Here is a 25,700-nt window from a genome sequence, read left to right on the forward strand (position 1 = left end):
TGGAGGCCGTGGTGATGCGAAATATTATGAGAGCGCTGCTCGCCACACTCGCAAGCGCGCTCCTCCTGTCCGGACCTGTCGCCGCGACGCCGGCCAAGGAGGCGCCTTGGCTTCCCGAGGCAGCGGCCTACCGGCTGACGCTCTTTCTTGGAAATCTCGAGCCTCTGCCCTGGGACGACATCAAGACCGCCTGGACGGAACCCTACCGGGGTTCGGAATTCTCTGTCGGAGCGCTGGCGTGGCTGGACCGCAAAAGCGATATCGAGCCTGACGGTCTTCTGAACGCGATGATGCGCGAAGACCGGCAGGCGGTATTCGCCGAGGCGACGCGGCTCATCGCGCTCAGGATTGAGGAGAATTTGGACCGTGCTCTCGCGGCCGAAGAATCGGCGACAGCACAGCTGGCGGTGCAGACGGCACGCGAACTCTACCGTGCGTTTGAGGATGGTATCGCGGCGGCCGATCCCGAAGCTGCAAGACGCATCGGCCTCGCCTGGCTGGAACTCAACAGCAGCACAGGTTCCGCTGGTGTTCTCGGCGCTGGCGCCACATCTGCGGATCGCGACACGATGGAAGCCGCCCGTGCAGTCATCTCCGGCTATCTTGCGGAGAACTACCTCCTGGACAGTTTCGCTCCGCGCCGGACGCTGAGCGCCCTGCCGGAAACAGCTGTGCTCAGCGGAAAGGCCATCGAGGTACCGCCAAGCCTGCCGCCTGGGTCCGACATCTTCGATCAGGACCCGCTGCCGCTGCTCGTGCTCAACTTCGAGGAACAGGGCATCGACGAGACCGACCTGCCGCTGGTGGCCTACGGCGACATGCTGTTCGACAGCGCGCAACTCTTTGGAAGCCCGGCGCAGGATCTCGGGATCGCCTGCTCGACCTGTCACAACCGCTCGGACGTCAACCAGCGGCTTTTCATCCCCGGCGCCAGCCACCAGCCGGGTGCGATCGACGTCGACGGCGCCTTTTTCAACCCGATCTTCAATGACCGGCGTGACGACCCGCTCGACATTCCCAGCCTGCGCGGCTTGCGTTTTACCGGTCCTTACGGCCGCGATGGCCGTTTCGCCTCCCTGCGCGATTTTACCCGCAATGTGATCGTCAACGAGTTCGGCGGGAATGAACCGACGCCCTTCATGCTGGACGCTCTCGTCGCCTACATGCTCGAGTTCGACTTCCTGCCGAATTCCATGCTGACGACTGATGGCCGTCTGACCGACACGACCCAAGAGGCCGCCCGGCGCGGCGAGGAGATCTTCAATACGCCCTTCGCCGGGCTCGGCGATCGGTCCTGCGCCAGTTGCCACGTGCCAGACGCGAACTTCCTCGACCGGCAGGCCCACGACATCGGCTCCGTCGCGCCGGGCTACGAGGGGGCCCGCGCCGGTGCGCTGGACACGCCCACGCTGCTCGGCACGGCCTATACCGCCCCCTATTTCCACGACGGGTCATTGCCGACGCTGGCCGCCGTCGTGGACTGGTTCGACGAGACGAAATCGCTTGGGCTTACCGAGGAAGACCGCGCCGACCTAACCGCCTATCTCGAGACCGTTGGCGCGGCAGACGAGCCCTATGAAGCCTTCGACACCGAGAACACCGCTTTCCGGCTGGCATTCGCCGAACTGACGACCTTCGCCTCGACAATCGATACGCTACTGCCGCGGCGGGACGCAGAGCATATCCTGCTGCTGACCGACACCGTGGCTGCGGACCTTTCGGCCGACGCCAGCACCATGTCGAACCTCCCCGCCCGGCCCGAGGTCTATGCGCTGGCCGAGCGGCTGGCCGCGGTCGGCGCCGCCGTCCGCGTGGAAGACTGGGAGGCCGCTGAAGCAAGCTGGACCGCGTTCAAGTCCGAAGCCGACGCAATCGAAGAGAGGGCATTCTGATGCCGGTCCATCTGACCCGTAGAACGATACTGACCTTGGTCGGCGCGGGCGCGGTGTCGCTGGCGACACCTCTCGCCGCGCAAGACGTAACCCTGCGGCTTGCCTTCATCCCGCAAGAGAACCCCGACAAGCTTCTGGGGGACATCGAGGCCATCACCGGATGGCTGGCAGAGGAGATCGGCGTCCCCGTCGAGGGGTTCGTCACCATCGACCATGCAGCGGCGGTCGAGGCGCTGCGCAACGGCGACGCGGATATCTCCTTCATGGGCGCCCTGCCCTTCGTTCTGGCCGAGGCCGAGATCGGTGCCGTGCCGCTCCTGTCCGAGGTCTACCGCGACGCGCCGAGTTATACGGGCCGCATTTTCGTGCGGCGCGACAGCGGCATCGGCGCGCTCGCAGACCTGCGCGGACGCGACATCGCATTCGCGGATCCGATCTCGGAATCCGGCTATCTCTATCCGCTCGCCGAATTCGTGGAGGCCGGGCTGATCGAAGACCCCGGACAGGCGGAAGCATTCTTCGGCCGCGTCTTCTTCGCGGGCGGCTACCAGCAGGCGATGCAGGCGATGGCCGAAGGCCTGGTCGATGCCGCAGGCGCCAGCCAGTATGCCGACCTGCTTCTGACGCCGCAGCAACAGGCAGAGGTAACCTGGATCGCGGAAAGCGCGCCGATCCCGAGCCATTTGGTGATCGCTCGCCCGGGGCTCGATGCCGCTCTGCGGGACCGTTTTGTCGACGCAATGCTGCGGCTCAACGAGCCGGAGCACCGCAACAAGCTGCGCTATTTTTATGGACCGGATGGGTACGTCAGGGCCGACGGCGCCGCCTATGACGGCGTACGCGATATGGCACGGCAATACGGGCTGTTGCGATGAGCACAGCTGTCGAAGTAGACGACCTGAGTTTTGCCCATACGGGCGCGGACCTCCCGGCGCTGGAGCGGGTCTCGTTTCGGGTTTCGGCGGGCGAGAGCGTCGCTTTGCTCGGCCCGTCCGGGGCGGGCAAGACGACCCTGCTGGCACTGCTCGACGGCAGGCTCCAAGGCTGGAGCGGGCGGGTATCGGTTCTGGGTGCGCCGCTCGATCCCGACCGTCCGCCGCCGAGCGCGCGCCGTCCGGATACCGGTTTCGTGTTTCAGGAGTTTGCATTGGTCGAGCGTTCCTCGGTTCTGCGCAACGTCCTGAATGGCCGCCTGGGGCGCATGTCGCCGCTGCGGGCCCTGTTGGGATCACCGACCAAACATGATCTGGAGATTGCGCGCACGGCACTTGCCGATTGCGGAATTGCCGATCTTGCCGAACGCAGGGTCGACAGCCTCAGCGGCGGGCAGCGGCAGCGTGTGGCCATCGCACGGTGTCTGGCGCAGGAACCGCGCCTAATCCTCGCCGACGAACCGGTGAGCAACCTCGACCCCGCGCATGCATGTGAGATCCTGGCGCTGCTGACCGGGGCGGCGCGAACGCGCGGCGCGACGGCGCTGTTTTCGTCGCACCAGCCCGACCTGGCGCGGCGTTTCGCGCAGCGCATCATCGGCATGCGGGACGGGCGGATCGTGTTCGATGTACCGACCTCCGAGTTGAACGATGATGCGACGGCGGAGCTCTATCGGGAGGTAGGGCCAATCCCCGGTATCGGCCTCAGGGCGGTGTCCTGATGGCGTTCCGCGGGTTTGGCGGCATTGCGACGAGCGGTCTGATCGCAGCCGCGATCCTGTGGTCCTTCGCCACGACCGATGTCGAGTTCTCGCGACTTCTGTCGGCCGGCCCGCGGATCGCCGATTTCTTCGGCCGGATGTTTCCGCCTGACCCGACGGTGATGGCCGAGATCAAGAAGGGCAGCGCGGAAACGCTGAGGATCGCGATCCTCGGCACCCTCGGTGCTGTGATCCTGTCCGTTCCCCTCGGCATTCTCGCGTCTGAGACGATGGTATCGCCCGCGGTGTTTCGGCCGATCCGAACGCTGCTTGCCTTCATCCGGGCGATTCCGCTGATCCTCGTGGCCATGCTCATGGTGGGCGCTGTCGGGCTCGGGCCGCTGCCCGGCATCATCGCGGTCGCCTTTCATGCAACGGGGATGCTCGCCAAGTTCTATGCCGAGGCGATCGACGGCGTGTCCCGCGCGCCGATCGCAGCACTTGAAAGCGCGGGCGCCGGGCCGCTCGTGCGGCTCAGATACGCGATCTGGCCGCAGATGGCGCCGGTCGTCGCCCGCGACACGATTTTCCGGTTCGAGTTGAACCTGCGCGAGTCGCTGATCCTCGGCATTGTCGGCGCGGGCGGGATCGGCTTTTACATCCAGACCTACGTGCGCTCTTTCCAGTATGATAAGGCGGCCAGCGTCACGATTGCCGTCGTCGTCATGGTCATCGCCATCGAAGCCATCAACGTTGCGCTGCGCCGTCGCTTCACCTGACGATCAGGCATAGATGTCGATGGGGGTTCCGTCCCTGACCATGGCGTAGATATCCTCGATTTGCCGGTCTGTGACGGAGATGCAGCCTGCGGTCCAGTCGCGCTTGTTCATCGGGTCGATCCCCTTGCGCGGCCCCCCGTGGATGAAAATGTCGCCGCCCGGCGATTTTCCTTGCGCCTTCGCAAACGCGATATCGGCCTCGTTCGGGAATGAAATGCCGATGGAGAGGTGGAAGAGGCTGTCCGGGTTGCGCCGGTCAATCAGATAGGAGCCCTCCGGCGTGCGGCCGTCTCCTTCGAACTGCTTGTGGCCTTCGGGCGCGAAGCCCAATCCGATGGGATAGGTCCGCAAGACATCATCCGTTCCGTCAAGAACCAGCAGCCGCTGCGCCTTATATATACGCAGCCGGGTCACTTCGGGTCCGTTGTAGGACCGGAACTTGCTGGCACAGCCAGACAGGAAGGTGGCCAATCCGCCCAACAGCAAGACCCGCCGTGGAATTCTGGTATTCATCACTGCTCGACGCCCCTTTTGCGAGGTCTGGTTGATGTCAGACGTTACTCTACCGAAACCGCCGGATCAATGACCGTGCGCCAGTGCTCCTTTCGCCATCTGCTCGCCCACCGGTTCTCCGCCTGAAGGCCCGGCCTCAACCTGATGGCCGTTCAGGAGCCGAAGTGCGTTGGCGACCACCAGCAGAGACACGCCTACATCCGCAGCAATGGCGCCCCACATTGAGGCCATACCGAACGCGGTCAGCCCGACGAACAGCGCCTTGGTCGCCAGCGATATGCCGATATTCTGGTGGATGATCGTCATGGCACGGCGCGAATGGCCGATAAGCCAGGGTACCTTGCCGATGTCGTCGGTCATCAGCGCGATGTCGGCCGTCTCGATCGCGGCATCCGATCCGACAGCGCCCATGGCGATGGCATAATGCGCCCGCGCCATGGCCGGTGCGTCATTCACACCGTCGCCGATCATCGCCACCATGTCGTGGCTTTCGACGAGTTCCTCAATGGCCGTCACCTTGTCTTCTGGCAAAAGTTCGGCGCGCACCTCGTCGATGCCGACTTCGGCTGCCACCGCGCGCGCGGTGCGTTCGTTGTCGCCCGTCAACATCACGATGGTCTTCACACCCTGCGCATGCAGACGCGCAACGATCCCCTTTGCATCTGGGCGGATGCGGTCGCGAAGCTCCAGTACGCCGGTCACGCCGGTCTCGTCACCCACGGCAACGAGGGTGCTCCCTGCCCCTTCGATCCGATCCCGCAGATCCGCCGGAATGGTATTGCCGAACCCCTTCTCTTCGGCGAAGCGATCCGAGCCGAGCCAGATAGCGCGCCCGTCGGCGCGTCCTTCCAGACCGCGCCCGGGCACGGTACGGGTGTCCTCTGCGGCAGACACGGAAACACCATCGGCTTCGGCGCGCGAGAGGATGGCGCGTGCCAGCGGGTGTGAAGACCGCGCCTCCAGGCTTGCTGCCAGCGCCATGAGATCGCGTGCGGAAACGCCGACCAGTGGGTGAACCGCCGCCACCTCAGGCTCGCCCATGGTGATCGTCCCGGTCTTGTCCATCGCCAGTGCCGTGGTCCGCCCCGGCGCCTCGACATAGGCGCCGCCCTTGATGAGCACCCCCGCCCGTGCCGACGCGGTCAGCGCTGCCACGATGGAGACCGGCGTAGAAATGACCAGCGCGCAAGGACATGCGATGACCAGAAGGACCAGAGCATTGTAGAACCAGTAGTCCCAGGCGCCGCCGAGCAGCAGTGGCGGCACCAGCGCGATGGCGATCGCCAAAGCCATCACGATGGGTGTGTAGATGCGCGCGAACTTGGCCACCCACTGTTCGACCGGCGCGCGGCGGGCATGGGCATCGCCCACCATGCGAATGATTTTCGCGAGCACCGTGTCCGAGGCGGCCTTCGTCGCCCGCACCGTCAGTGTGCCCTCGCCGTTGATCGTGCCGGCATAGACCTCGTCGCCTGGTTCCTTGGGCACTAGCGCGCTTTCCCCAGTAATTGGGGCCTGATCGACGGCCCCTGCCCCGTCCACGACCTCACCGTCGAGGGGGATCCGGTCGCCGCCGCGCACGATAAACCTTGCATTGACTGCCACGGCCGCGGCCGGAACGTCGGATTCAGATCCGTCGTCGTAAAGAACCCGCGCCGTTGGCGGCGCCAGATCGAGGAGCGCGGAAACCGCATTACGCGCCCGCCCCACGCTCCAGCTCTCAAGATAAAGCGAAAGCGAGAAGAAGAAGGCGACCGTCGCGGCCTCAAAAAACTCGCCGAGGCCGATGGCGCCCGCGACGGCCACCACCATGAGCAGGTTCATGTCGGGGCTAAGCCTCCGCGCCGAAGACCAGGCCTTGGGCGCGACAAGCCAGACGCCAAAAAGAATCGCGACGGCGAAGATCCCTGCTTCCACCATAGGCATAGGCACCTCGCCATGGCCCGCAAAGAGCCCGAGCGCGCCGCCCATGCCGGTCTCGACAATGTGAAAAAGGAATCCCGCCGCCCAGAAGCCGCCGCTCAACGAGGTAAAGCGCTTCTGACGTGCCAGATGCGCCGCCTGGTCCTCTGCTGCGTTGTCGGCATCCCATGGCTTGGCGCTCATGCCGGTCGTTGCGACCAACTGCGTGACTTCGTCGTCTGGTATCCTCTCGGCGCTATCGAGGATGGTCATTCGCCCGTTGATCACGTCGAATGCCAGGTGTTCGGTTCCGCCCACTTTCGGCCCGACAACCCGGTTCAGGATCGCCACCTCTTCGGCGCAATCGAGCCCGGAGACCTGAAAGCTCCTTCCGCCAGACGGCGCTGGCGCCGTGGACGCGACGTCCTTGCTGGCGTCGCAACAGGAGTTGCCTCTTGGGTCAGAATGCTCTTGATCACCCGGATGGCCGTGATCGTTGCGGTTGCCGTCGGAAGACATGGATTGACCTCAGGATTCATTGATTCCACATTGACATAGCCCCTACAGTAACTAGAGCTTCAAGGGCAACAAGTGGATATTCGTCCAGCAAGAAAGGCGCCCTGCGGAGGCTTGAAGCTAGCCGCCCCCTTGAAACGACGCGGTTGGAGCAACGCTTGCCGGTACGAAGCGATCAGAATGAGTGAGGTAGACATGCAGAAACGAAACGCGCCGATTATCGCAGCGACATTGGTGCTTGCTGGCTGCGCGGTGCCAACGCTGGACGACGGCGGCGCTCGCAACGAAGTGGGAAGTGTTCCCGAGGCCGTCATTGCCCTTGCTGCGCCTGGTCAGGATCTCACCACGGCGCGGCTTCGTCCCGAGGATGGCTGTTATTGGTATGAACACAGCGGTCCGGTGGAAAACACCTTGGTTCCGCTACGCTCGGCAGGTGGCAACCCCATCTGCACTTCGCGCCAGTCCTGATCAGCCCATCGATGCGTCAAGCCCACGCGTAACACATGATGCGCCAGTCAACTTCTCGGGGTGACGCTGTCTTCCGCCGAGTACAGGAATGCCGTCGAGCCAATCTCGACGTTGGGATAGAGATCATTGATGTGTGCCATGACCATTCGGACGCAGCCGGAACTCGCACGGCCGCCAATGCTTCTTGGATACGGTGTCCCGTGAATCCTTAGATAGGTGTCTCGGTCGCCGACGAAGAGATAGAGGGCTCGCGATCCGAGCGCGTTTTCAGGTCCGGGTTCCATACCGTCAGCGATATCGGCGTAGAGCTCTGGGTCGCGGTCGATCATGTTTTGTGTCGGCTGCCAATGCGGCCACCTGACCTTGCGCTTGATCGTATAGGTGCCCGGTTCGTAAAGTTTACCGCGCGCGATCGCCACGCCATAGCGCATCGCCGTGCCGCCTTCTTCGATGTGGTAGAGATAGTGCGCAACAGCATCGACATGGATATCACCGGGTACAAGTCCGTCCTTCGCGAGGACCCGCTGTGGCAGGAAGCGAGGGTGAAGGCCCCAAGGGTTGGACGTGGCCGGGTCGTAGCCGGGAGGTGTAACCTGTGCGTCCCAAGCTGCCTTCTGCGCATCGGTAGGCCACGTGTCTGCAAGGAGCGGGCTGGATATCGATGCCGAAAACAGCGCGGTGGTCGTCTGGATGAAATGTCGTCTTGTCAGCATATAGATTGCTCCGTTCACGCATTGGACGGCAAACCGAACCTTACCCCGAACGCAGTGTTGTTCGCCCGGGAAGGAGTGAGGCGTTATTGGCAACTTGCTCCATGGTGCCGTTCTTTGTCGGTGGCTTAACTCCTAAAGCTACTAGAGGTTCAAGAAAATTTTCTGTTATCAATAGACGCTGCTACTAATGGAGCTATCCGATCCGTCCCAGAACCGGAAATACGTCGAGCATCCAGTATGACAGCGCGCTCAACTGCCCTGTCATCATCGCCAGCCCCATCAAGATCATCACTATGCCCGCAAGCTGGTGGAGGCGGCGGCCAACCCGGCCGATGGCCCGCAACCGTCCCGCGATCTGGTCGGTGAATCCGGCCACGATCAGAAACGGTATTCCAAGGCCGGCGGAATAGACGGCAAGCAGCATGATACCTTCGCCCATCGTGGCACTCGCCGCACTGGCTGTCAGGATCGCGCCGAGGATCGGGCCGATGCACGGAGTCCAGCCGAAACCGAAGGCAAGACCGAGGACATAGGACGCAGCGGGTTGGCCCCCGGGGATGTTGAGATTGAATCGGAAGTCGCGTTCCATGACCGAAACACGCGCGGCTCCGATCATAAAGAGCCCGAAGAGAATGACGATGCCGCCCCCAACGAGGTTGAGTTCATACCGCCACCGAAGCAGGGCCTGACCCAATGCTGTCGCGGATGCGCCAAGCCCCATGAAAATGGTGGAGAAGCCGAGGACAAAACACAGGCTCAGCCAGACCGCGCGCGACGGCGAGGTCGCAGCCGCCCCGCCTTCAGCGGCTGTGCGCCCGGCCACGTAGGAGACATAACCTGGCACAAGAGGCAGCACGCAGGGGGACAGAAACGATATTGTACCAGCCAAGAGGGCGGCGGTGAGTCCCAGAAGCGAGATATCTACCATGACTCACGTTCACCGCTGAAAAGCTTGCGCAAGGGCACTCTTGTGGCAGCCCAATATGCCAGGGTCGGGACGATGATCCATTGCAGCAGGGGCGTGAGACCGGCATCGATGACGGGGACCACCGGCATGATATCGCGATACGCCCAGGCCGCCCGGATCACGATGTTCAGCCACTCGCTGAAGATCGTGTAGGAGACGCCCAGGGCCACGGTCAGAAGCAGGACGCGCCCTGCGCGCTCCGACGGCCACGCTTGCCCTCCGACGAGAAACAGGGCGAGCAAGAGCGTGCTCATGGCGATCAACAGGTCTCCGCCTGTGCAATGCACGACCGCGAAAGCTATTTCTCCCCAGGAGCCTTCGACCCAGATCGTGTAGAGGGGAATATGTGCCATTTCCCAGATCAGTTGCCCGACGGCGGTATAAACGATGTATCGGCGGATGACGGACAGCCATCCGGTATCGCTTGTCTCAAAGGTTTCTGTGTTTGCTGTCATGCTGGGGGTCCGTTCTTCGATTAATGCGCGTTTGTCAGGCCGTTGACGTACAGGATCATGTTGATGTGCCGGAAAGCGGAATCCGCAAAGACCCCGGCATGGCGGTTGCCGCGCGCGATAACATGCACAAGCGGAGCCTCGGGATGGTCAGGCGCAATCGCGCGATACTGATCGATCAGATTCTCTATTGGCTCTTGTGCGCGAGCAATGACCACGTTTTTGGCAATCGGTCCGGGAACCGGATCACTGGCGTCGGTCACCACAAGGAAGGTCACCATGTCCAGCATGGGAGATGAATTCACTCCGCCCCTCACCTTTCCAAGAAGTGCCTGTTGATCAGCACAAGGCTGTCCGCAGTCGGACGGTACGAAACTAAGAACGACGACCTGATCGGAGAGGCTTTCCAAGTCCAACGGTTCTCCGTCAGGGCCGAGCAGACCCAACGCAGGCAATTCGTTGAGGTCAACGGCGGTGAAAGCAGGTTCTTTCTGTGCCATCACCTCGTCAAGACGGTCGCCGGGATGATCTGCGTAGGCCGGGAGGCCCGCGACGAGGGCTGTCAGCAGGAGTATGTCTTTCATGGCTGTTGCTCCTGCGGCCTCATCGCGCCCGGTCCGAGAACCGGAACGCTGATTTCCATTCGGGCACCCGATGCGAAGGTCAGGATCAACGGCAAATCGGTGCCTTCTTCGAGTTTTTCCGACAGGCCCATCAGCATCAGATGCATGCTGCCGGGCGCGAGGGTTACTGGTTCTCCGGAGGGCAGGTCCAAGCCGTCGACCTCAACCATTCGGCTAATGCCATCGTTGTCGGTCTCGACGGCGTGAATCGTGACGTTCCCAGCGATCGGCGTCGTGATTGCGACCAGTTGATCACTCTGATTGCTCGTGAGCGTGAGATAGGCCGCAGCCGGACGGGAGGCGAGGATGCTCGCGCGGGCCCAACCATCCGATATCGTCACATCGGCCGATGCGAAGAACGGCCAGAGTGTTAACACGGTTGCAAGTGCGGTGATCTTCATTTGGTAAGTTCCTTCACTCATAACTTTTTGCGGATTTCCTGCGCCAGCGCCTCCGGCGGTTGGCCGCCTTCCTGATAGACCGCCTCAAATTCGCCACTGGGCTGCATGAGGTAGATGTGTCCGGCATGCGCCATGAAATAACCGTCCGGCGCGCTATCGTCCTCGGTCCGCTCGTACCATGTGCGGAAATTCCTGGTGGCCTCGGCAACCTGCGCTTCAGTCCCGGTCAGGCCGATCAGGCTCGGATGAAAGACTGATACATATTCAGCCATTACCGGCACTGTGTCGCGTTCCGGATCGACCGTGATGAAGATCGGCGCCACCTGGTCCGCATCTTCGCCGAGCAGATCCACGACGCTGGCCATGTAGGCCAGAGTGGTGGGGCAGATGTCAGGACAATTCGTAAATCCGAAGAATACAAGTTGCCAGCGATAGGTGTAATCGGCTTGGGTCACCTCTTGTCCGGTATGATCCGTGAGTGAAAATTCGGATCGAATATCCGCCTCGCCCGAATAGCGGACGGTCTTCGATCCGTTGCCGAGATACATGTCCAAGGCCCAAGATATCGCCACCCCGGCGATGACCAAAATTACAGTGCCCCACAATATAGTTCTCAAGAGCCGCGCCTTGGGAGAGGTTTCACTGGGTTCCATCGACATCTCCGGCCTCCGAAATCAAAGCCTGAAGATCGGCCTTTTCCAACAATCCAGGAACGAGCGTCTCGCCGATCAGAAACGTCGGCGTGCCGGATATCCCGAGCTGCCCCGCAAGGTTTCGAGACGTTTCGATATGGGCGTCGATTTCGGGCGCGGCCATGTCCACCTGCAACTGGTCGTAATCCAGACCCGCCTGTTCAGCAGCCCGCCTTATGAAGACGGTATTGGCGCGAGGCTGCGCCATCAGAGCCTCGTGAAACGCTTCAAACTTGTTCTGTTTTATTGCCGCCAGCGACGCCCGAGCCGCCAGTTTGGAGTCTGGCCCGAGAATGGGCCACTCCCTCATGATGATGCGCAAATCCGGGTTCTCCTCGATCAATTCGAAAAGGACCGGGGCCGCGCGTCGGCAATAGGGGCAGTTGTAGTCAAAGAATTCGACAAGCACGATGTCGCCATCAGGATTGCCCATCACGCCGGTGTTCGCGTCCGTCCGCAGCAGTTCACCAACGCGCTGGATCGCAGCACGTTGTTGGGCTTGAGCTGCCGCTTCAGCCTCTTCCTGGAAGGCCAGGAGCGTATCCACGAGAACTTCCGGGTTCTCGCGGATGGTTTGCAGGATCAAGGCTTTGATGGCCTCTTGCTCAACCTGCTCGAGCGGCGTCGATTGCTGGGCTAGCGAAGTCGCGGGCGCAGAAATCAGCGCCCAAAGCAAAACTGCAAGCATGTGAAGGGTAGTTTTGAATGTCATCTCGATTTTCCGCGCCTTATCGCCGGGGGCATCAGCCTCCGGCGATAACTGTTCAGCCCTTGTCGGTCGAAGTGGCGGCTCCATTCTCGGAGTTGTTCATTGCCTCCATCATCTCTGTGCAGGCCTCCATCATCGGGCCCATTTTCTGCATCATCTTCATCATGGGCATCATGCCGTCCATGTCGGCGTTCATTATGTTGCCGGCCATGCCGCTCTCACCGTCCATCATCTGGCCGGACAAACCGGTGTTGTCCTGGGCAACCACGCCGGTGGCCAAAAGTGTGGACACGGCAGTCGCCATGCTCAGGTTCTTGAAAAGTGTCATTAAGTTTCTCCTTCAGGTTTTCTAGAGCTTTTCGGGTTCAGTCCCTCGACAAGCTCGGCTCTGCGGCCGAGTTACTTTTTCGCATGAGTTGGATTTGCACATCACGCAGACGCCAAGCCCGCACATCACGGCGCAGGGTGCCACGGCCAGGATCAGCGGCGCGGCTCCGATGGCCGTCACCCAGCCCCAATTCAAGTAAAGCCCGGCGCCAATGATCGCCATTGACGCAAGAATCAGACTTCGCCGTCCCAATTGCGGCCGCCACGGACGTGCCTCCGGCGTTTCGGTGTAAGGTGATGTTTCGGACATTGGCTATTCACTCCTTTCGTTGATGATGGTCTGGATTTGGGCCATGACTTCATGGCTGTCCCATTCGGCCGGCCCCACAAGTCGTCCGCGCTCGAAACCGTTGCGATCGATCAAGATCGTGGTGGGAAGGCCCAGTACACCGAATGCCAGCATCGCCCTTGTGCTGTCGGCGAGGTACATTCCCAGATGGCGAATGCCGATTTCCTCGTAGAAGCGGCGCACCACCTTCATTCCCGCGCGGTCGATCGAGAGTGGCAGGACATGGAAATCGTCCCCGCCCAGCTTTTCCTGCAAAGCGTCGAGCGTTGGCATCTCTTCACGACAGGGAACACACCAGGTTGCCCAGATGTTCAGTAGGACCACCCTGCCCCGGAAATCCGCCAGCGTCAGATCGCGCCCCGCCCCGTCCACGAAGGGCGGCGACAACATCTCTCGCGGCTTTTCGTGAAGCGGCATCAATGGTCTAGCTTGAACCGGCCTTGCGACGCCAATCGCCGCCATGCCAGTCAACAATTCACGTCGTTTCATGATCCCGCTCCTTCCTGAAGACGCCGCACCACGGGAAGGATGTTTTCCTCCAGAGAGTTGCGGTTGAAGGGGCCGATATGCTTGTAGGCAATCCGGCCCTCGGCATCGATCACGAAGGTCTCGGGCAAGCCGTAGACGCCCCAATCGATGGACACGCGCCCGTTCCGGTCGGCGCCGATGCGGGTGTAAGGGTCACCAAGCTCATCGAGAAAGCCCAATGCCTCTTCGGGACGGTCCTTGTAGTTTATGCCGAAGATCGGGACTTCACCCTGCGCCGCCAGTTCGTTCAGCAACGGCATCTCTACCCGGCACGGCACGCACCAGGACGCCCAGACGTTCACGATAGACACCTGCCCTTTGAGGTCGGCGGTCGACAGACCGTCGGTTCGTCCCTCTATCGGCGGCAAGTCGAACTCAGGCACCGCCTTGCCAACAAGTGGGGAAGGAAGAGTGTCGTTGCCATTGAACAGGCCCCAATAAAAACCTGCGCCGATGAGGGCGAAGATCGCAACTGGCAGCACGGTGACAAGCCGACCCTTACGGCGATTGGCCTCGACCGCGCTCATAAATCACCCTTGTCGTTGACAGAGACTTCCGCCTGGAATTCGCGCTGTCGATCCGGCCAGGTGCTTTTGATGTAAGAGAGAACATCGGCAATCTCGTCGTCGGTCAGGATGCCTTCAAACGCCGGCATGTCGCTTTCATAACCGGGCACGACGGCACCGACGCCGCCCTTGGTTACGATAAAGAGGTTCCGGTCCGAATGGTGCCAGGTATGGCCGGTTTCGTCATGTGGCGGAGCGGGCATGCGCCCATTGTCTAGACGCCGCCGCCAATCGGGCTGCCCTTCCAGTTCGGCACCATGACAGGACGCGCAATTCTTCGCGTAGAGCGTCTCGCCGGCTGCGATGTCCGCAGTAGTCACGGGTTCACCGAGGAAGGACAGCCCATCCACAGAAGCTTCGTCACTTTCCGACTGCGCGAGGACGGCAAAGCCGATCGCGGATAGTGCGACGATGGCGGCACCGATTGTTGCGGCCCGCCTCATGTCGCACTCCTGAGGTATTTCACGAGTGCGACGAGGCTGAGCACCAGAACCGCAGCGACGAGCAGGAGCAATAGCCCTCCACCGAACATCATCACACCCATCATCGGGCCGTTCATCATGTCCATGCAGTTACTCATCGGAGTAAACGGCGATCCCGCCCTCGCCGAAGGCGTAGGTCTTGAGCGTACCGGTCTTTACTCTTGCCATGCCCGGTGCGTTCGCAGGCATGCCCGGCAAAGTAATGCCGGTGATGTCGGGCTTCTCCGCGACCAGCCTTTCCAGGATCTCCGAGGGCACCAGTCCACTGACAAAATAGCCTTCGATCTCGGCCAGATGACAGCCGAGCCCCTGTTCGGGAACGCCGACTTCGATCGAGCGCTTGTCGAATTCCCGATCGTCGATGCGTGTTACCGTATAACCGTTCTCTTCCAGGTAATCGGCGTAGGTGTCGCAGCAACCGCAGCCCGGATCGCGCCAGATCGTGATCTGCTTCGTTCCGTCTGACACGTCGGTACTTGCGGGACCGGTCGCGTCTTCGGTGCTTTGTGCTGAAGTCAGCGTCGTGAAAGTGAAGGTTCCGCCGACGCCAAGTGCAGCAAGCGAAGCCAGGACATATCTTCTGTTCATGGGGTTCTCCATCATGCGACCGCGAGCGCGGCCCAGGTAGCGCCGCCATCGCGGCTGAGGTTCAGGGTGCCGTCGAGGAGGGCGGCTACGTGATTTTCGTCCCTAGGGTGGACCGCGACGGCCCTCCCCTGCCCTTTTGCCTTCTGGGTCCAAACCACGCCGCCGTTCTGCGACGCCCACACCCCCGACGGCAGCGCCGCATATAGTGTCGAAGGTGCCGAAGGGGCGCTGGCCAGTGACAGGACCGGCTCATCCGTCGGCAGCGGTGCCTCGGCAGGTGGCGCATCGCCCGTCACCAGCGCGTCCATCGCATTGCCGGGCTGAACTTCCTGCCAGCGGCAGAAACAGTCTGGAACACGGGTCAGGCCTTTCTCGGTTCCGGCATAGATCCAGATGCCGCCCATCCCGGTTTCGAGATCAACCGATGCCAGCGTCAGCGGGTCGCGCTCGGCCGCGTCGAGCCAGGGCCGGTCCATGGCCAGGGCCCAGGTTGCGCCTGCATCCTCGCTCTTCCAGAGGCCGTCGCCGCGGATCGCGGCATAGATCATGTCGGGGTTTCCGGCGGCCACAGCCAGCGCCGTGACCTCACCGGAGGCAAGCCCGTCGCTTCGGGTAGTCCATGACGATCCGCCATCGCCGGACACGGCCACCCCTCCCCGCGCCAGTCCGGCAAGGAGACGTCCGGGACGCGCAGGATGCGTGGCGATCGAGGAGACCGGGGAAGGTGTCGGTCTCACATGCCAGCTGCGACCGCCGTCGAGGCTGGCCCTCAGTGTTGCGCCTGCGATCAGCAGCGTGTCGCCGTCGAAGGCGAGCGTTCGAATATCGGCCGCCCGGTCGGCCGCGCGCACCGCGCCGGGCAATACGAGCACTGTGGCTGCACCCATACCCAGTGCCAGGAAGTGGCGTCTGTCCGGCTCAAAAATCAAGGTACTGTTAGTCATATCTTGTCCTCCTCCGGAGCTCATGCGACGCGGATCACGCCCATCATTCCCGCAGCCTGGTGTTCGAGAATGTGGCAGTGGAACATCCAGTCGCCGAGGTTGTCGGCGACGAAGGCGATCTCGACCCGTTCGCGGGGCGCCATGAGCACCGTGTCCTGCCATTCCCGATGCGGCGTCGGCGCACCGTTTCGGCTGATTACGCGGAATGAGTGGCCGTGCAGATGAATCGGGTGATCAAAAGCGGTCGCGTTGGTCATTTCCAGAATGTGACTTGCGTCGCGTTTAAGCGTCAGGAACGGGTCGAGCACATGCCCCTCGGCGGCTTTTCCGTTGACGAACCAGATGCCGCGTCCGTCATGCATCATGCCCATCATCCCGCCGCCCATCATGCCTCCACGCGGCTCCAGGCCCATCTCCCGCTCCACCATCATGCCCATCATCCCGCCGGTGAACGTCACCTCATGACGCTGCGCAGAACTCAGGTCTGGTTCGGGAATAGGGTTGACTGGCAGTGTGATCAGCCAGTCCGGTGTAGCCTCGCGCAGGGCGGTATCAGCGTAGGTGAAATCGAGGACTCGAAAATCGTTCCCGCGATAGGCACGGTCGACAAGCTGGGATTGCGCGCCGGGCACACCGATGCAATCCAGGATTACGTCGGCGCGCATTGCGGGTCCAAGAACGACAAGACCGCCCGGCGGGTCATGTGGCGTGACGGGTTGGCCGTCGAGCGCGATGATGCGCGGTGTATGGTCCCCGAAATCGAGCGCGAAGATCCGGGCATTCGCGGCGTTGATCAGGCGGAGGCGGATCCGCTCCCCTGATGCCACCTCGAATGTCTCCGGCACAAGACCGTTGATCGTCACGGTGTTGCCGAGGCGGCCCGCGTGACTCACGTCATGGGCATTGCCGAAATCGTCAGAAATCGATGCGTCGTCGGTCAGTCGCCAGTCGTCCAGCACCCAGGTAACTTCGCGGTCGACACGAGGCGGATTGGCCTCCTCGACGATAAGGGGACCGTAGAGACCGCGCCCGACCTGCTCGAAGCTGCGCTGGTGCGGGTGATACCAGAAGGTGCCGGCATCGACTGCATTGAATTCGTAAACGAACCTGTCGCCCGGAGCGATCGGAGCCTGTGTCAGATGCGGCACCCCGTCCATTGCGTTGGGAAGCCGGATACCATGCCAATGCACGGTGGTTTCCTCCGCAAGGTCGTTGATAACCTCGACCTGAAGGCGATCACCTTGCCGAAGGCGGATCTCCGGGCCCGGAACCTTACCGTTGTAGCACCAGGCCGCGGTGTCGGGATGTGGCTCAGGAACAAGCCGTGTCCTTCCCGGAGTGGCCCGGAGCGAGAATTTGCGGATCGCGGCTTCCGCCATCCCCGGAAAAGGCAGGGTGGTGGACATCACACCCGCGAGCGACGACGCGACAAAGGCGCGGCGCGTGACGTTAGGTTTGCACTTCAAAGACATCGGACAGGGGCTCTCTGATAATAATGGGGTCCTCCGCCGGAGCCAAAGCGGCAACTGCGGTTTGGAATACCCGCAACACGGAGCGGCATGGCTCCACTGTCACGGCATGACACTGCGACCGCGAAACCGCGGCGCGTGTCAGATCAGAGAAGGAATCTTGGAGGCTGTTTGGCAGGCGGACTGCTCAGACCGCGAAAATCCCGCGCGATCGGCAGTCCATGAGCGCTCGAAACTGCAATTGAACCAAATTCCGCCGAGGCTCCCACCAGCGCGACGGCGGTCGCCGAGTTGCACACAAAATCGCATGCGACGCCCAAGGTTCCCGCCGTATCGTCATCACATGCCTCGCAGCCAGCACCTGCCATTTCAGCTCCGGCTGCGATCATTTCAGATGCCATCCTGGCCGAACCGGCCGCATGCGCAACCGAGCTTACCGCGAAGGCGGCAAGGACAGTTATCATGATGAGGCGGGCGACAAAGTGCATGCGGTTAATTTACCAGTGTTCCGAGGGTTGTGCCAGTAGGATAGTTTCGTGTCTCCGCGAGGTCGGAATCTGTCAGGTCATCCATTATCGGGCAGTCAGGACGATCATCGCCATGACACCGAACAACGAGATCACCAAGCGTTGCGCTCAGCGCCTGCAACTCCTCGATTTTTTGGTCCACCCGCGCGAGGTGGCTTTGGGCGATCGCCTTGACGTCGGCGCTGGACCGCTCGTGATCCTCGTACAGCGACAATAATGTGCGACACTCCTCAATGCTGAAACCCAACGATCGCGCCCGGCCGAGAAACGTCAGCTTGTGCAGCTCCTGAACAGTGAAATCGCGGTACCCGTTTTCACGCCGCGACGGTTGCACGAGTCCGATATCCTCGTAATACCGGATCGTTTTCGCCGGCAATCCGCTCTGTTCCGAAACATTTCCGATGTTCATGGCTGGCAATCCTCTCCTTGAAACACCAGATAGTCCTTCCACCTACTGGAAGGTCAAGGGCGCTTGGCAATCATTTTCTGACGCCCTTTCAAAAAATGAATCTGTCCCAACTCCCATAGTGTTCCTCGCTGCGCTTCCCACGCGGCAGGCTGAGCGCGATGAGAGCGATCCCGGCGAGGATACCGACAAGGCTGCCTGCCACCGTGCCTCCGCCCAGAAGCCAGGGCGCGATGACCAGCCAGAGGCCGAAGAGGATGTTAAGGAACCTCAATGGCCGCGCGACCTCGGCCCAGGCGATGACCGCTGTGGTCAGAACCAGTGCGCCCAGCAGGTGATCGCTGTTCGCCATTGCCGCTTCGTTACCGAAAATCGCGCGCGACAACATCAGGAAGGCGCCAATCGCTGCACTCAGCCCGAGTGTCCATGGGACGGTAACCCCACGTGCGCTTTGTCGAAAGATCTGCATAGGTCGCGCGTCGAAGCTCATTTCGCCCCCCGTTGTGCCACCGGGCAGAGCATCGCCTCTGAAGAACGCGCGCCAGAACGGTCTGCCCCGGCGCATATTCCAGACCATGAACTGCACCATCGCGACGATTTCATCGAGTGAGAATGGGATCATGATCAGCATGGCCAGCGCCGCCATCAGGCAGATCGTGCAATAGGTGCCAATGGCAATCGGCTGAATGATGATGAAATAGATGCTGATCACGCCAAGCGGCCCGACAACGATGCCGAAAAGTGCGACCATCCAGGGCATCGTGCGCCAGCGCAGGCGGCTGCCCATCACGCCCATCATGATTTCGAACATGTAACTCATCGCGCCAAGGCCACCGTCGGCAATGGGCCAGGCTTTTGAGACATCGGAGGTGATGATGTATTCGGTGCCATTCAGCGCCGAGGGCGAGGAAAAGAACGGCTCCCACACGCCGTCTACATGGCCGAGCTGATAGGCCGACAGGACGCGCGACAGGATAAAGCCCACGACACCGAGCGCGATGATCGGCAGGCGCTGGACGTAGGTGGAAGGGCAGTAGGTCCAACCGGGCGGGATATCGGTATCGTCCATCATCCCTTCGCGTGACATGCCCGGCATCATCGGAATCAGGATCGTCAGTGCGACCACCAGCGCGCCGATCAGCGTGTCGTTGGCATAGACGGCCGCGTCCGGCGTCCAGAACACCAGCGGCGCGGCCAGCAGCCAGACGCCGAGCGCGGCATTCGCCCATTGCGCCCAGCCGTTACCATGGCGCAGCGACAGGGCGGCAAAAACCATGATGGCAAGTCCGGTGAAGACATTGTTCCACGCGGTCAGCCAACTGCGCGTGGCAGCGGACCACAGCCCGCGATCCTCCGTCACGCGCTGGACCGCCGCGCTGAATTCGGCCTGATCGAAGGTGCCGAAAACCGATGGCGCGGTGGCCAGCCACAGGCCGAGCGCCATGACCAGCCAATGCACCCAGAGCATCGAGAAATGCATCTGCCGCATGTGTTGATCGTGCTCGCGCCTGTTCGCGTTCGCTTCGGCCTCGGTCGGTGCCTTCTCGGCAGCCTCTTCAGCCACGGCGTTCTCGACCTTGGCCGCCGAGACCCGCGCCGCGTTCAACCCGTTCGCTTCGTACCATTCGTAGGGATCGTCCTTCAGGCGCTGAAGGATGCCCGGCATGTCCTCGCGCAGGCTGTGCTGAGGAGCCCAGCCCAAAAGCTTCTTCGCGGCGGACAGGTCGAGTTCATAATGATCGCTGGAAATATCGACCATCCACGCCCGGATGAAAGCATCCTCGCCAAATACCTTGTTTTCCGTCCAGGCGCCGAGCTTGGCCAGTTGGGACGGCACGTTCCAGGTGATCCAGTCCTCGCCATGCAGCTCGCGCCCGATCAGGCGCTGCAACTCGCCGAAGGGTATCGGGTCGGCCTCGCCCAGTAGCACCGGAAAAACGTCCGGCAGCTTGACGCGCCGATCAACGATACGTTCCACCGCGTCGAGAAAATCGTCGAGATGCAGGAACGCCTGCCCGCGCGACAGATCGCCAGGATAAACCTTGCCGCTGAATCGTCGTTCGTGAATGCGGGCGATCTGGTGGGTCAGAAAAGTCGACTGCCCGTTGTCATCGTAGATACCGGCGGGGCGCATCAGCACGAGTTTCTCGTCGCCCCTTACCTCGCGCAGTACCTTCTCCGTGCGCACCTTCGATGCGCGGTAAGGAAACCTGGGATCGAGAGGATGATCCTCGTCTATCGGCTCCCCCGGCTCGGTCGGCGCATGGGCAAGCATGGTGGAAGCGAAGACGAACTGTTCAAGCTCAAACCCCTGAAGACCCTTCATCAGCCGTTTTGAGCCTTCGACCGTCACGGCATCATACGCCGGATCATCCTCGCCGCTGAGATCGAAATAGCCCGCAAGGTGAATGCAGGCGGCAATCCTGTCGCCGTAAGCCAGCCGCACACGATCAAGCGCGGTGTCGATACTTGCCTGATCGGTGATGTCGAAGCAGACGCACTCGGCCTGATGCGGCGGATGGGGCGGCGAATACCGATCAAGTCCGACGACGCGGTAGGACCCGTGCAGCCGTCGCACCACCGCGGCCCCGAGATACCCGCTCGACCCCGTGACAATGACGACCGGCTTGCTTTCATCCGCCATGGTGACGCTCCGGCCTTCCGCTATGTGCGCAGGTATTTCACCAGCGCAATGATCGCGAGAACCAGCACCACGATGACAAGAAGCCAGACGATTCCCATGCCGAGCATCATGCCGCCACCCATCATTCCACCATCCATCATGATCTTCTTCCTTCTTTCAGTTGCTACCGGTTCAACTAAGTCATTGGCATTTGGTTTCAATTTCCAGCGCTGGAAGGTTGGAGGCCGCGTCTGGGATCGAACATTTGAAAGGGTGCAGGCTTCTATTGACCTTCCAGCAACTAGAAGCATTAAGTGAATTGTCAGCTGCCTGCCGAAGGAACCTGACATGGACACTACAAAAGCAGAAACACGCGAAGTCACTGATCCCGTCTGCGGGATGAAGGTCGATCACGCGACGGCCAAACACCTATCAACTCACGCGGGCGAAGAGTTTCTGTTCTGCTCGTCACGATGCAAGGACAAGTTCGACGCCGAGCCCGAGACGTATTTGGGTGCAGGGCCGGCGCCGGAGCCGATGCCCGAGGGAACGATTTTCACCTGCCCGATGCATCCCGAGATCGAGCAGGTCGGACCGGGTGATTGCCCGATCTGCGGGATGGCTTTGGAACCCAAGGGCGTGCCCACTGGTGACGAAGGCCCGAATCCCGAACTCGTTGATTTCACCCGCCGCTTCTGGATCGGCGCGGCGCTGACCATCCCGGTCGTGCTGCTCGCGATGGGCGGCTATGTCGGCATGCCCATTCGCGACTGGACGGGGGAAAGGCTTGCTCACTTGCTGGAGCTGATCCTGGCGACGCCGGTCATTCTCTGGGCCGGCTGGCCGTTCCTCGTGCGAGGCTGGAAGAGCTTCCGCACGCTGAACCTCAACATGTTCAGCCTGATCGCCATGGGCGTCTTCGCGGCCTGGACCTTCAGCACCGTCGCGGTGATCGCACCAGGCCTTTTCCCCGCAGGCTTCCGCGACGACCAGGGCAATGTCGGCATCTATTTCGAGGCAGGGGCAGTGATTGTCGTGCTGGTCCTGCTCGGCCAAATCCTGGAGCTGCGCGCACGTGAGCGAACCGGCTCCGCCATCCGGGCCCTGCTCGACCTTGCAGCCAAGAGCGCCCGAATTATCCGTGCCGATGGAAGTGAGGAGGAAGTGGCGCTTGAGGATGTCCAGATCGGCGATCACATCCGGGTACGACCGGGCGAGAAAGTGCCGGTGGATGGCGAGGTGATCGACGGGCGGTCCTCTGTCGACGAGTCGATGCTCACCGGCGAACCCGTGCCGGTCGAAAAGGTGACAGGCGATGCCGTTACCGGCGCCACGATCAACGGCACTGGCAGTATAATCATCGAAGCGAAACGCGTCGGCGAGGACACGATGCTCGCGCAGATCGTCGAGATGGTTGCAGCCGCACAACGGTCGCGCGCGCCCATCCAGAAGCTCGCCGACGCCGTGGCCGGGTATTTCGTGCCGGCCGTGATCGCCGTGGCCATCGTTTCATTCATTGCCTGGTCGATCTGGGGGCCCACCCCTGCCCTCGCCTATGGTCTCGTTTCCGCCATTGCGGTGCTCATCATCGCCTGTCCCTGTGCGCTGGGGCTCGCGACACCGATGTCGATCATGACGGCAACCGGACGTGGGGCCCAGGCGGGCGTTCTCATCAAGAATGCCGAAGCCCTGGAAGCGTTCGAGAAGGTCGACACCCTGATCGTCGACAAGACCGGCACATTGACCATGGGCAAGCCGGAGCTTGCCGCCGTCCTTCCCGAGGACGGCCATGACGAGGAAGAGGTCCTGCGGCTGGCCGCCAGCCTTGAACGCGGGTCGGAGCACCCACTGGCCGAGGCCATTGTTCGCAGGGCCGAGGCGCGCGGGATAGAACTTGCCAGCGCGCATGACTTCGAGGCGGTCACCGGCATGGGGGTCAAGGGAAGCGTGGACGGTAAGTCCGTCGCTCTCGGGAACGCGCGAATGCTTGGTGAGCTTGGAATCGACGCGCCTGCCGCGACCCAAGTTGCTAACGCACGTCGCGACGAAGGAGAAACGGTGATGTTCGTCATCATCGACGGCGCCGTGGCGGGCCTTGTCAGTGTCGCCGATCCGGTCAAGGAAACGACGCCCGCCGCATTGAAGGCGCTGCATGAACTGGGCTTCCGGATTGTCATGGCGACAGGTGACAACGAACGCACGGCGCGTGCCGTCGCGTCACGGCTTGGGATCGATGATGTCCGGGCCGATGTCTTGCCCGAAGACAAGGCGCGCATCATCCGCGAGCTTCAGGCCGAGGGTCGCAAGGTCGCGATGGCTGGCGACGGCGTGAATGACGCGCCTGCCCTGGCACAGGCGGACGTCGGGATCGCAATGGGAACCGGTGCAGATGTGGCCATCGAGAGTGCCGGCTTCACGCTGTTGAAGGGCGATTTGAATGGACTTGTCCGCGCGCGGCGTCTTTCGCTGGCGACGATGCGAAACATCCGGCAGAACCTCTTCTTCGCGATGATCTACAACACGGCCGGCGTTCCGATCGCTGCGGGAATCCTGTATCCATTCTTCGGGTTATTGATCTCTCCGATGTTTGCAGCCGCTGCGATGAGCCTTTCTTCTGTTTCGGTAATTGGAAATGCTCTCAGGTTGCGTACGGTCCGGTTATGACCTGCATCAAGCTCCCGGGTCCAATAATCCATCGCGCGGATACAGAACTCTCCTGTCGATTGACCGAGTGTTCTGCAAAATTGTAGGCGACGCCGACAGCGACGGTCAAAAGTCGTCGTTCCGCACGGCTTATCAACGATACCTGCCCTCGCGCTCCGTGATAGCCGCGATAGCCCACGCGCCAATCCCGATCACCGCACCCAGCCACTTCCAGCCTTGGCCGCCAAGATCCACGAAACCGTACCCGTAAGCCAATACGGCCAGCCCCATCACAAAGAAAAACGGTCCGGTCCAGAAGCAATGCCGCCGCTTGCACCGGTGCGCGTTCCAAAGACAAGCTGCTCCCATCCAGATCAGCGCTATGACCCAGACCCAGGTCTTGACCGGATGCGGGACGCCGATCGCCAGGAGCATCGCGGCGATTGGCAAGCCCCAGCCGATCAGCCCCCCGGGAAGCGTCGACAAGAAGTCCGATCTATCGCCTGATGCCATGGTCTCACCCCGCGCAGCAGCTGAGCTTTGCCATATCCTTGTCAAAGGTTTGTGCGGCCAGTTTCAGTCCTTCAACCGTGGTCAGATATGGGAAAATCGTTGCGCCGAGCGCCCCTGCGGTCATGCCGAACTTGAGGGTCATGGCAAGCGTCTGGATGGTGTCAGAGCCCTCGGGTGCTGCGATCTGACCGCCCAGCAGGCAGTCGGTCTTGGCGTCGGCCACCAGCTTGATCACGCCGCGGGTATCGCGTGCAGCGGCGGCGCGCGGGACGTTGTCGAGCGTGATCACGCTGGTCTTGACGTCGTACCCCGCCGTCTTGGCCTCGGCCTCCGAAAGGCCGACGCCGGCCACTTGCGGGTCGGTAAACACGACCCACGGCATCGCCGCGTTGTCATAGCGCATCTGCTCCAATCCAAGGGCATTATTGATCGCCACCCTGGCACCATAGGCCGCCATGTAGACGAACTGGTCACGGTCAGTGACATCGCCTGCGGCCCAGACGCCGGCACGCGTGGTCGCCATGTCCTGACCGACCTTGATAGAGCCGCGTGCGTCGGTCTCGATGCCAAGCTCTTCCAATTCAAGGTTCTCAGAATTGGCGATCCGGCCGGTGGTCACAACCAGCCGTTCGGCGGTCAGATCCTCGGTCTTGCCACCCCGTTCGACAGTCAGACTGACGCCGCCCGCAGCTTTCGCGACCGAGACGTAAGCAAGACCGGTCTCGACCGTGATGCCTTCGGTCTTCAGCGCTTGCGTCAGCGCCTGGGCCACCTCCGGCTCGGCGCCGGGCAGAAGGCGCGAGCGGGTCACAAGCGTGACTTTCACCCCCAGCCTTGAGGCCATCTGCGCCAACTCGCAGCCGATATAGCCGCCGCCCAGCACAATGATGCTTTCGGGCCGGTCGGGCAGGGTCAGCAGACCGGTGGAATCGAGGGTCTCCACGGTGTCGATGCCTTTGATGGCAGGTTGATGGGGGCGCGAGCCGGTGGCGATCAGGATGCGCGGGGCGGATATCACCCGCCCGCCGACAGCGACGCCACCCTCGACCAATCGCGCCGGGCCGTCCTCGATATAGGTGACGTTCTCATAGGCGGGCAGCAGGTCGATATATTTCTTGTGCCGCATCTCCGCGACCAGATCGGTCGTGCCTTTCACAACGGCTGGCCAATCCACCGCATGTTGGCAGGACGCAATGCCCGGGAACCGGGCAGCGGACGCGCCACCATGGGCCGCCTCTGCGGCGCGGATCATCGCCTTGGACGGTACGCAGCCGACGTTCACGCAGGTGCCGCCGATGGTGCCGTGCCCGACAAGCGCCACCCGCTTTCCGGCCTCGGCTGCCGTGATCGAGGCAGAGAACCCGGCTGAGCCGGCTCCCACGACGATGAGGTCATATTGGTCGCCGCTCACCTCTTTCGATGAGCAGCAATCCTTTTTCTTGACGGTCTGGTCCATGTCTTCTTCCTTGGCCTGC

General features: G+C 61.9%; 27 protein-coding genes. 6 read left to right on the forward strand and 21 right to left on the reverse strand.

Features of this window, described 5'->3' with window-relative positions:
- Positions 1–26: 26 nt before the first annotated feature.
- From BLT73_RS14590 to phnE, 4 genes are read left to right on the forward strand one after another with little or no spacing between them, the layout of a single operon-like run.
- Positions 27–1,892, forward strand: a complete 1,866-nt coding sequence (locus tag BLT73_RS14590; RefSeq protein ID WP_067920027.1) for a cytochrome c peroxidase — start codon at positions 27–29, stop codon at positions 1,890–1,892.
- Positions 1,892–2,767: a phosphate/phosphite/phosphonate ABC transporter substrate-binding protein gene (locus BLT73_RS14595; protein WP_009824424.1), complete on the forward strand. Its 876-nt coding sequence runs from the start codon at positions 1,892–1,894 to the stop codon at positions 2,765–2,767. Before BLT73_RS14590 ends, BLT73_RS14595 begins: the two co-directional genes overlap by 1 nt.
- Entirely contained in the window at positions 2,764–3,546 is a 783-nt protein-coding gene (locus BLT73_RS14600; RefSeq protein ID WP_067920024.1) for a phosphonate ABC transporter ATP-binding protein, read from the forward strand. The genes BLT73_RS14595 and BLT73_RS14600 overlap by 4 nt, the downstream gene beginning before the upstream one ends.
- Positions 3,546–4,304 carry a phosphonate ABC transporter, permease protein PhnE gene (phnE, locus tag BLT73_RS14605; RefSeq protein ID WP_048535504.1) on the forward strand — a complete coding sequence of 253 codons (759 nt, stop codon included), beginning with the start codon at positions 3,546–3,548 and terminating at the stop codon, positions 4,302–4,304. The genes BLT73_RS14600 and phnE overlap by 1 nt, the downstream gene beginning before the upstream one ends.
- A gap of 3 nt (positions 4,305–4,307) precedes the next feature.
- Here the strand turns inward: phnE and BLT73_RS14610 are convergent, their stop codons facing one another.
- Both BLT73_RS14610 and BLT73_RS14615 read right to left on the reverse strand, forming a co-directional pair.
- A complete protein-coding gene (locus BLT73_RS14610; RefSeq protein ID WP_037953501.1) occupies positions 4,308–4,817 on the reverse strand; it encodes a L,D-transpeptidase family protein in 510 nt (169 codons plus the stop codon).
- Positions 4,818–4,883: 66 nt separating this feature from the next.
- Positions 4,884–7,238, reverse strand: coding sequence for a heavy metal translocating P-type ATPase (locus BLT73_RS14615; protein WP_245727352.1), 2,355 nt, complete (start codon positions 7,236–7,238; stop codon positions 4,884–4,886).
- Positions 7,239–7,430: 192 nt separating this feature from the next.
- On the opposite strand from BLT73_RS14615, the gene BLT73_RS14620 reads away from it, so the two are divergent.
- Entirely contained in the window at positions 7,431–7,703 is a 273-nt protein-coding gene (locus tag BLT73_RS14620; RefSeq protein ID WP_012187176.1) for a hypothetical protein, read from the forward strand.
- 47 nt (positions 7,704–7,750) lie between these two features.
- On the opposite strand, the gene BLT73_RS14625 is transcribed toward BLT73_RS14620, so the two are convergent.
- The 17 genes from BLT73_RS14625 to BLT73_RS14710 all read right to left on the reverse strand — a co-directional run bounded on the left by BLT73_RS14625 (position 7,751) and on the right by BLT73_RS14710 (position 21,090).
- Entirely contained in the window at positions 7,751–8,416 is a 666-nt protein-coding gene (locus BLT73_RS14625; RefSeq protein WP_090525027.1) for a L,D-transpeptidase, read from the reverse strand.
- A 193-nt stretch (positions 8,417–8,609) separates the two neighbouring features.
- Positions 8,610–9,344: a cytochrome c biogenesis CcdA family protein gene (locus BLT73_RS14630; protein ID WP_090525030.1), complete on the reverse strand. Its 735-nt coding sequence runs from the start codon at positions 9,342–9,344 to the stop codon at positions 8,610–8,612.
- Positions 9,338–9,838: a hypothetical protein gene (locus BLT73_RS14635; RefSeq protein ID WP_090525032.1), complete on the reverse strand. Its 501-nt coding sequence runs from the start codon at positions 9,836–9,838 to the stop codon at positions 9,338–9,340. The genes BLT73_RS14630 and BLT73_RS14635 overlap by 7 nt, the downstream gene beginning before the upstream one ends.
- Positions 9,839–9,858: 20 nt before the next feature.
- Entirely contained in the window at positions 9,859–10,419 is a 561-nt protein-coding gene (locus BLT73_RS14640) for a cytochrome-c oxidase (RefSeq protein WP_090525034.1), read from the reverse strand.
- Complete coding sequence (locus BLT73_RS14645) at positions 10,416–10,859, reverse strand: copper chaperone PCu(A)C (protein ID WP_048535557.1); 444 nt, start codon at positions 10,857–10,859, stop codon at positions 10,416–10,418. The genes BLT73_RS14640 and BLT73_RS14645 overlap by 4 nt, the downstream gene beginning before the upstream one ends.
- 17 nt (positions 10,860–10,876) lie before the next feature.
- Positions 10,877–11,518, reverse strand: a complete 642-nt coding sequence (locus tag BLT73_RS14650) for an SCO family protein (protein ID WP_090525036.1) — start codon at positions 11,516–11,518, stop codon at positions 10,877–10,879.
- The gene (locus tag BLT73_RS14655) at positions 11,499–12,263 is read right to left on the reverse strand and encodes a DsbA family protein (protein WP_090525038.1); all 765 of its coding nucleotides are present in this window, start codon (positions 12,261–12,263) and stop codon (positions 11,499–11,501) included. The genes BLT73_RS14650 and BLT73_RS14655 overlap by 20 nt, the downstream gene beginning before the upstream one ends.
- A gap of 52 nt (positions 12,264–12,315) precedes the next feature.
- Positions 12,316–12,588: a hypothetical protein gene (locus tag BLT73_RS14660; protein WP_074837417.1), complete on the reverse strand. Its 273-nt coding sequence runs from the start codon at positions 12,586–12,588 to the stop codon at positions 12,316–12,318.
- A 312-nt stretch (positions 12,589–12,900) separates the two neighbouring features.
- Entirely contained in the window at positions 12,901–13,425 is a 525-nt protein-coding gene (locus tag BLT73_RS14670; RefSeq protein ID WP_027263678.1) for a TlpA family protein disulfide reductase, read from the reverse strand.
- Entirely contained in the window at positions 13,422–13,991 is a 570-nt protein-coding gene (locus tag BLT73_RS14675) for a DsbE family thiol:disulfide interchange protein (RefSeq protein WP_027263677.1), read from the reverse strand. The genes BLT73_RS14670 and BLT73_RS14675 overlap by 4 nt, the downstream gene beginning before the upstream one ends.
- The gene (locus BLT73_RS14680) at positions 13,988–14,473 is read right to left on the reverse strand and encodes a c-type cytochrome (RefSeq protein ID WP_090525040.1); all 486 of its coding nucleotides are present in this window, start codon (positions 14,471–14,473) and stop codon (positions 13,988–13,990) included. Before BLT73_RS14680 ends, BLT73_RS14675 begins: the two co-directional genes overlap by 4 nt.
- Positions 14,470–14,598 (reverse strand): hypothetical protein, encoded by a 129-nt coding sequence (locus BLT73_RS17800; protein ID WP_274591164.1) that lies wholly within the window; start codon positions 14,596–14,598, stop codon positions 14,470–14,472. The genes BLT73_RS14680 and BLT73_RS17800 overlap by 4 nt, the downstream gene beginning before the upstream one ends.
- A gap of 4 nt (positions 14,599–14,602) precedes the next feature.
- The gene (locus tag BLT73_RS14685) at positions 14,603–15,100 is read right to left on the reverse strand and encodes a DUF411 domain-containing protein (protein ID WP_090525103.1); all 498 of its coding nucleotides are present in this window, start codon (positions 15,098–15,100) and stop codon (positions 14,603–14,605) included.
- Positions 15,101–15,111: 11 nt separating this feature from the next.
- Positions 15,112–16,044 (reverse strand): beta propeller repeat protein, encoded by a 933-nt coding sequence (locus BLT73_RS14690; protein WP_245727353.1) that lies wholly within the window; start codon positions 16,042–16,044, stop codon positions 15,112–15,114.
- A gap of 20 nt (positions 16,045–16,064) precedes the next feature.
- Positions 16,065–17,450: a multicopper oxidase family protein gene (locus BLT73_RS14695; protein WP_245727354.1), complete on the reverse strand. Its 1,386-nt coding sequence runs from the start codon at positions 17,448–17,450 to the stop codon at positions 16,065–16,067.
- A gap of 555 nt (positions 17,451–18,005) precedes the next feature.
- The gene (gene cueR / locus BLT73_RS14705) at positions 18,006–18,449 is read right to left on the reverse strand and encodes a Cu(I)-responsive transcriptional regulator (RefSeq protein ID WP_090525045.1); all 444 of its coding nucleotides are present in this window, start codon (positions 18,447–18,449) and stop codon (positions 18,006–18,008) included.
- An 88-nt stretch (positions 18,450–18,537) separates the two neighbouring features.
- On the reverse strand, positions 18,538–21,090 hold the full coding sequence (locus BLT73_RS14710) for an NAD-dependent epimerase/dehydratase family protein (protein WP_090525047.1): 2,553 nt from the start codon (positions 21,088–21,090) through the stop codon (positions 18,538–18,540).
- Positions 21,091–21,417: 327 nt separating this feature from the next.
- Between BLT73_RS14710 and BLT73_RS14720 the strand changes: the two genes are divergently transcribed.
- Positions 21,418–23,733, forward strand: coding sequence for a heavy metal translocating P-type ATPase (locus BLT73_RS14720; protein ID WP_090525051.1), 2,316 nt, complete (start codon positions 21,418–21,420; stop codon positions 23,731–23,733).
- A gap of 132 nt (positions 23,734–23,865) precedes the next feature.
- Here the strand turns inward: BLT73_RS14720 and BLT73_RS14725 are convergent, their stop codons facing one another.
- Both BLT73_RS14725 and merA read right to left on the reverse strand, forming a co-directional pair.
- Entirely contained in the window at positions 23,866–24,225 is a 360-nt protein-coding gene (locus BLT73_RS14725; protein WP_090525053.1) for a hypothetical protein, read from the reverse strand.
- A 4-nt stretch (positions 24,226–24,229) separates the two neighbouring features.
- The gene (gene merA / locus BLT73_RS14730) at positions 24,230–25,681 is read right to left on the reverse strand and encodes a mercury(II) reductase (protein ID WP_090525055.1); all 1,452 of its coding nucleotides are present in this window, start codon (positions 25,679–25,681) and stop codon (positions 24,230–24,232) included.
- Positions 25,682–25,700: the final 19 nt, after the last annotated feature.

Source organism: Paracoccus isoporae, from assembly GCF_900101865.1.
GTDB lineage: Bacteria > Pseudomonadota > Alphaproteobacteria > Rhodobacterales > Rhodobacteraceae > Paracoccus > Paracoccus isoporae.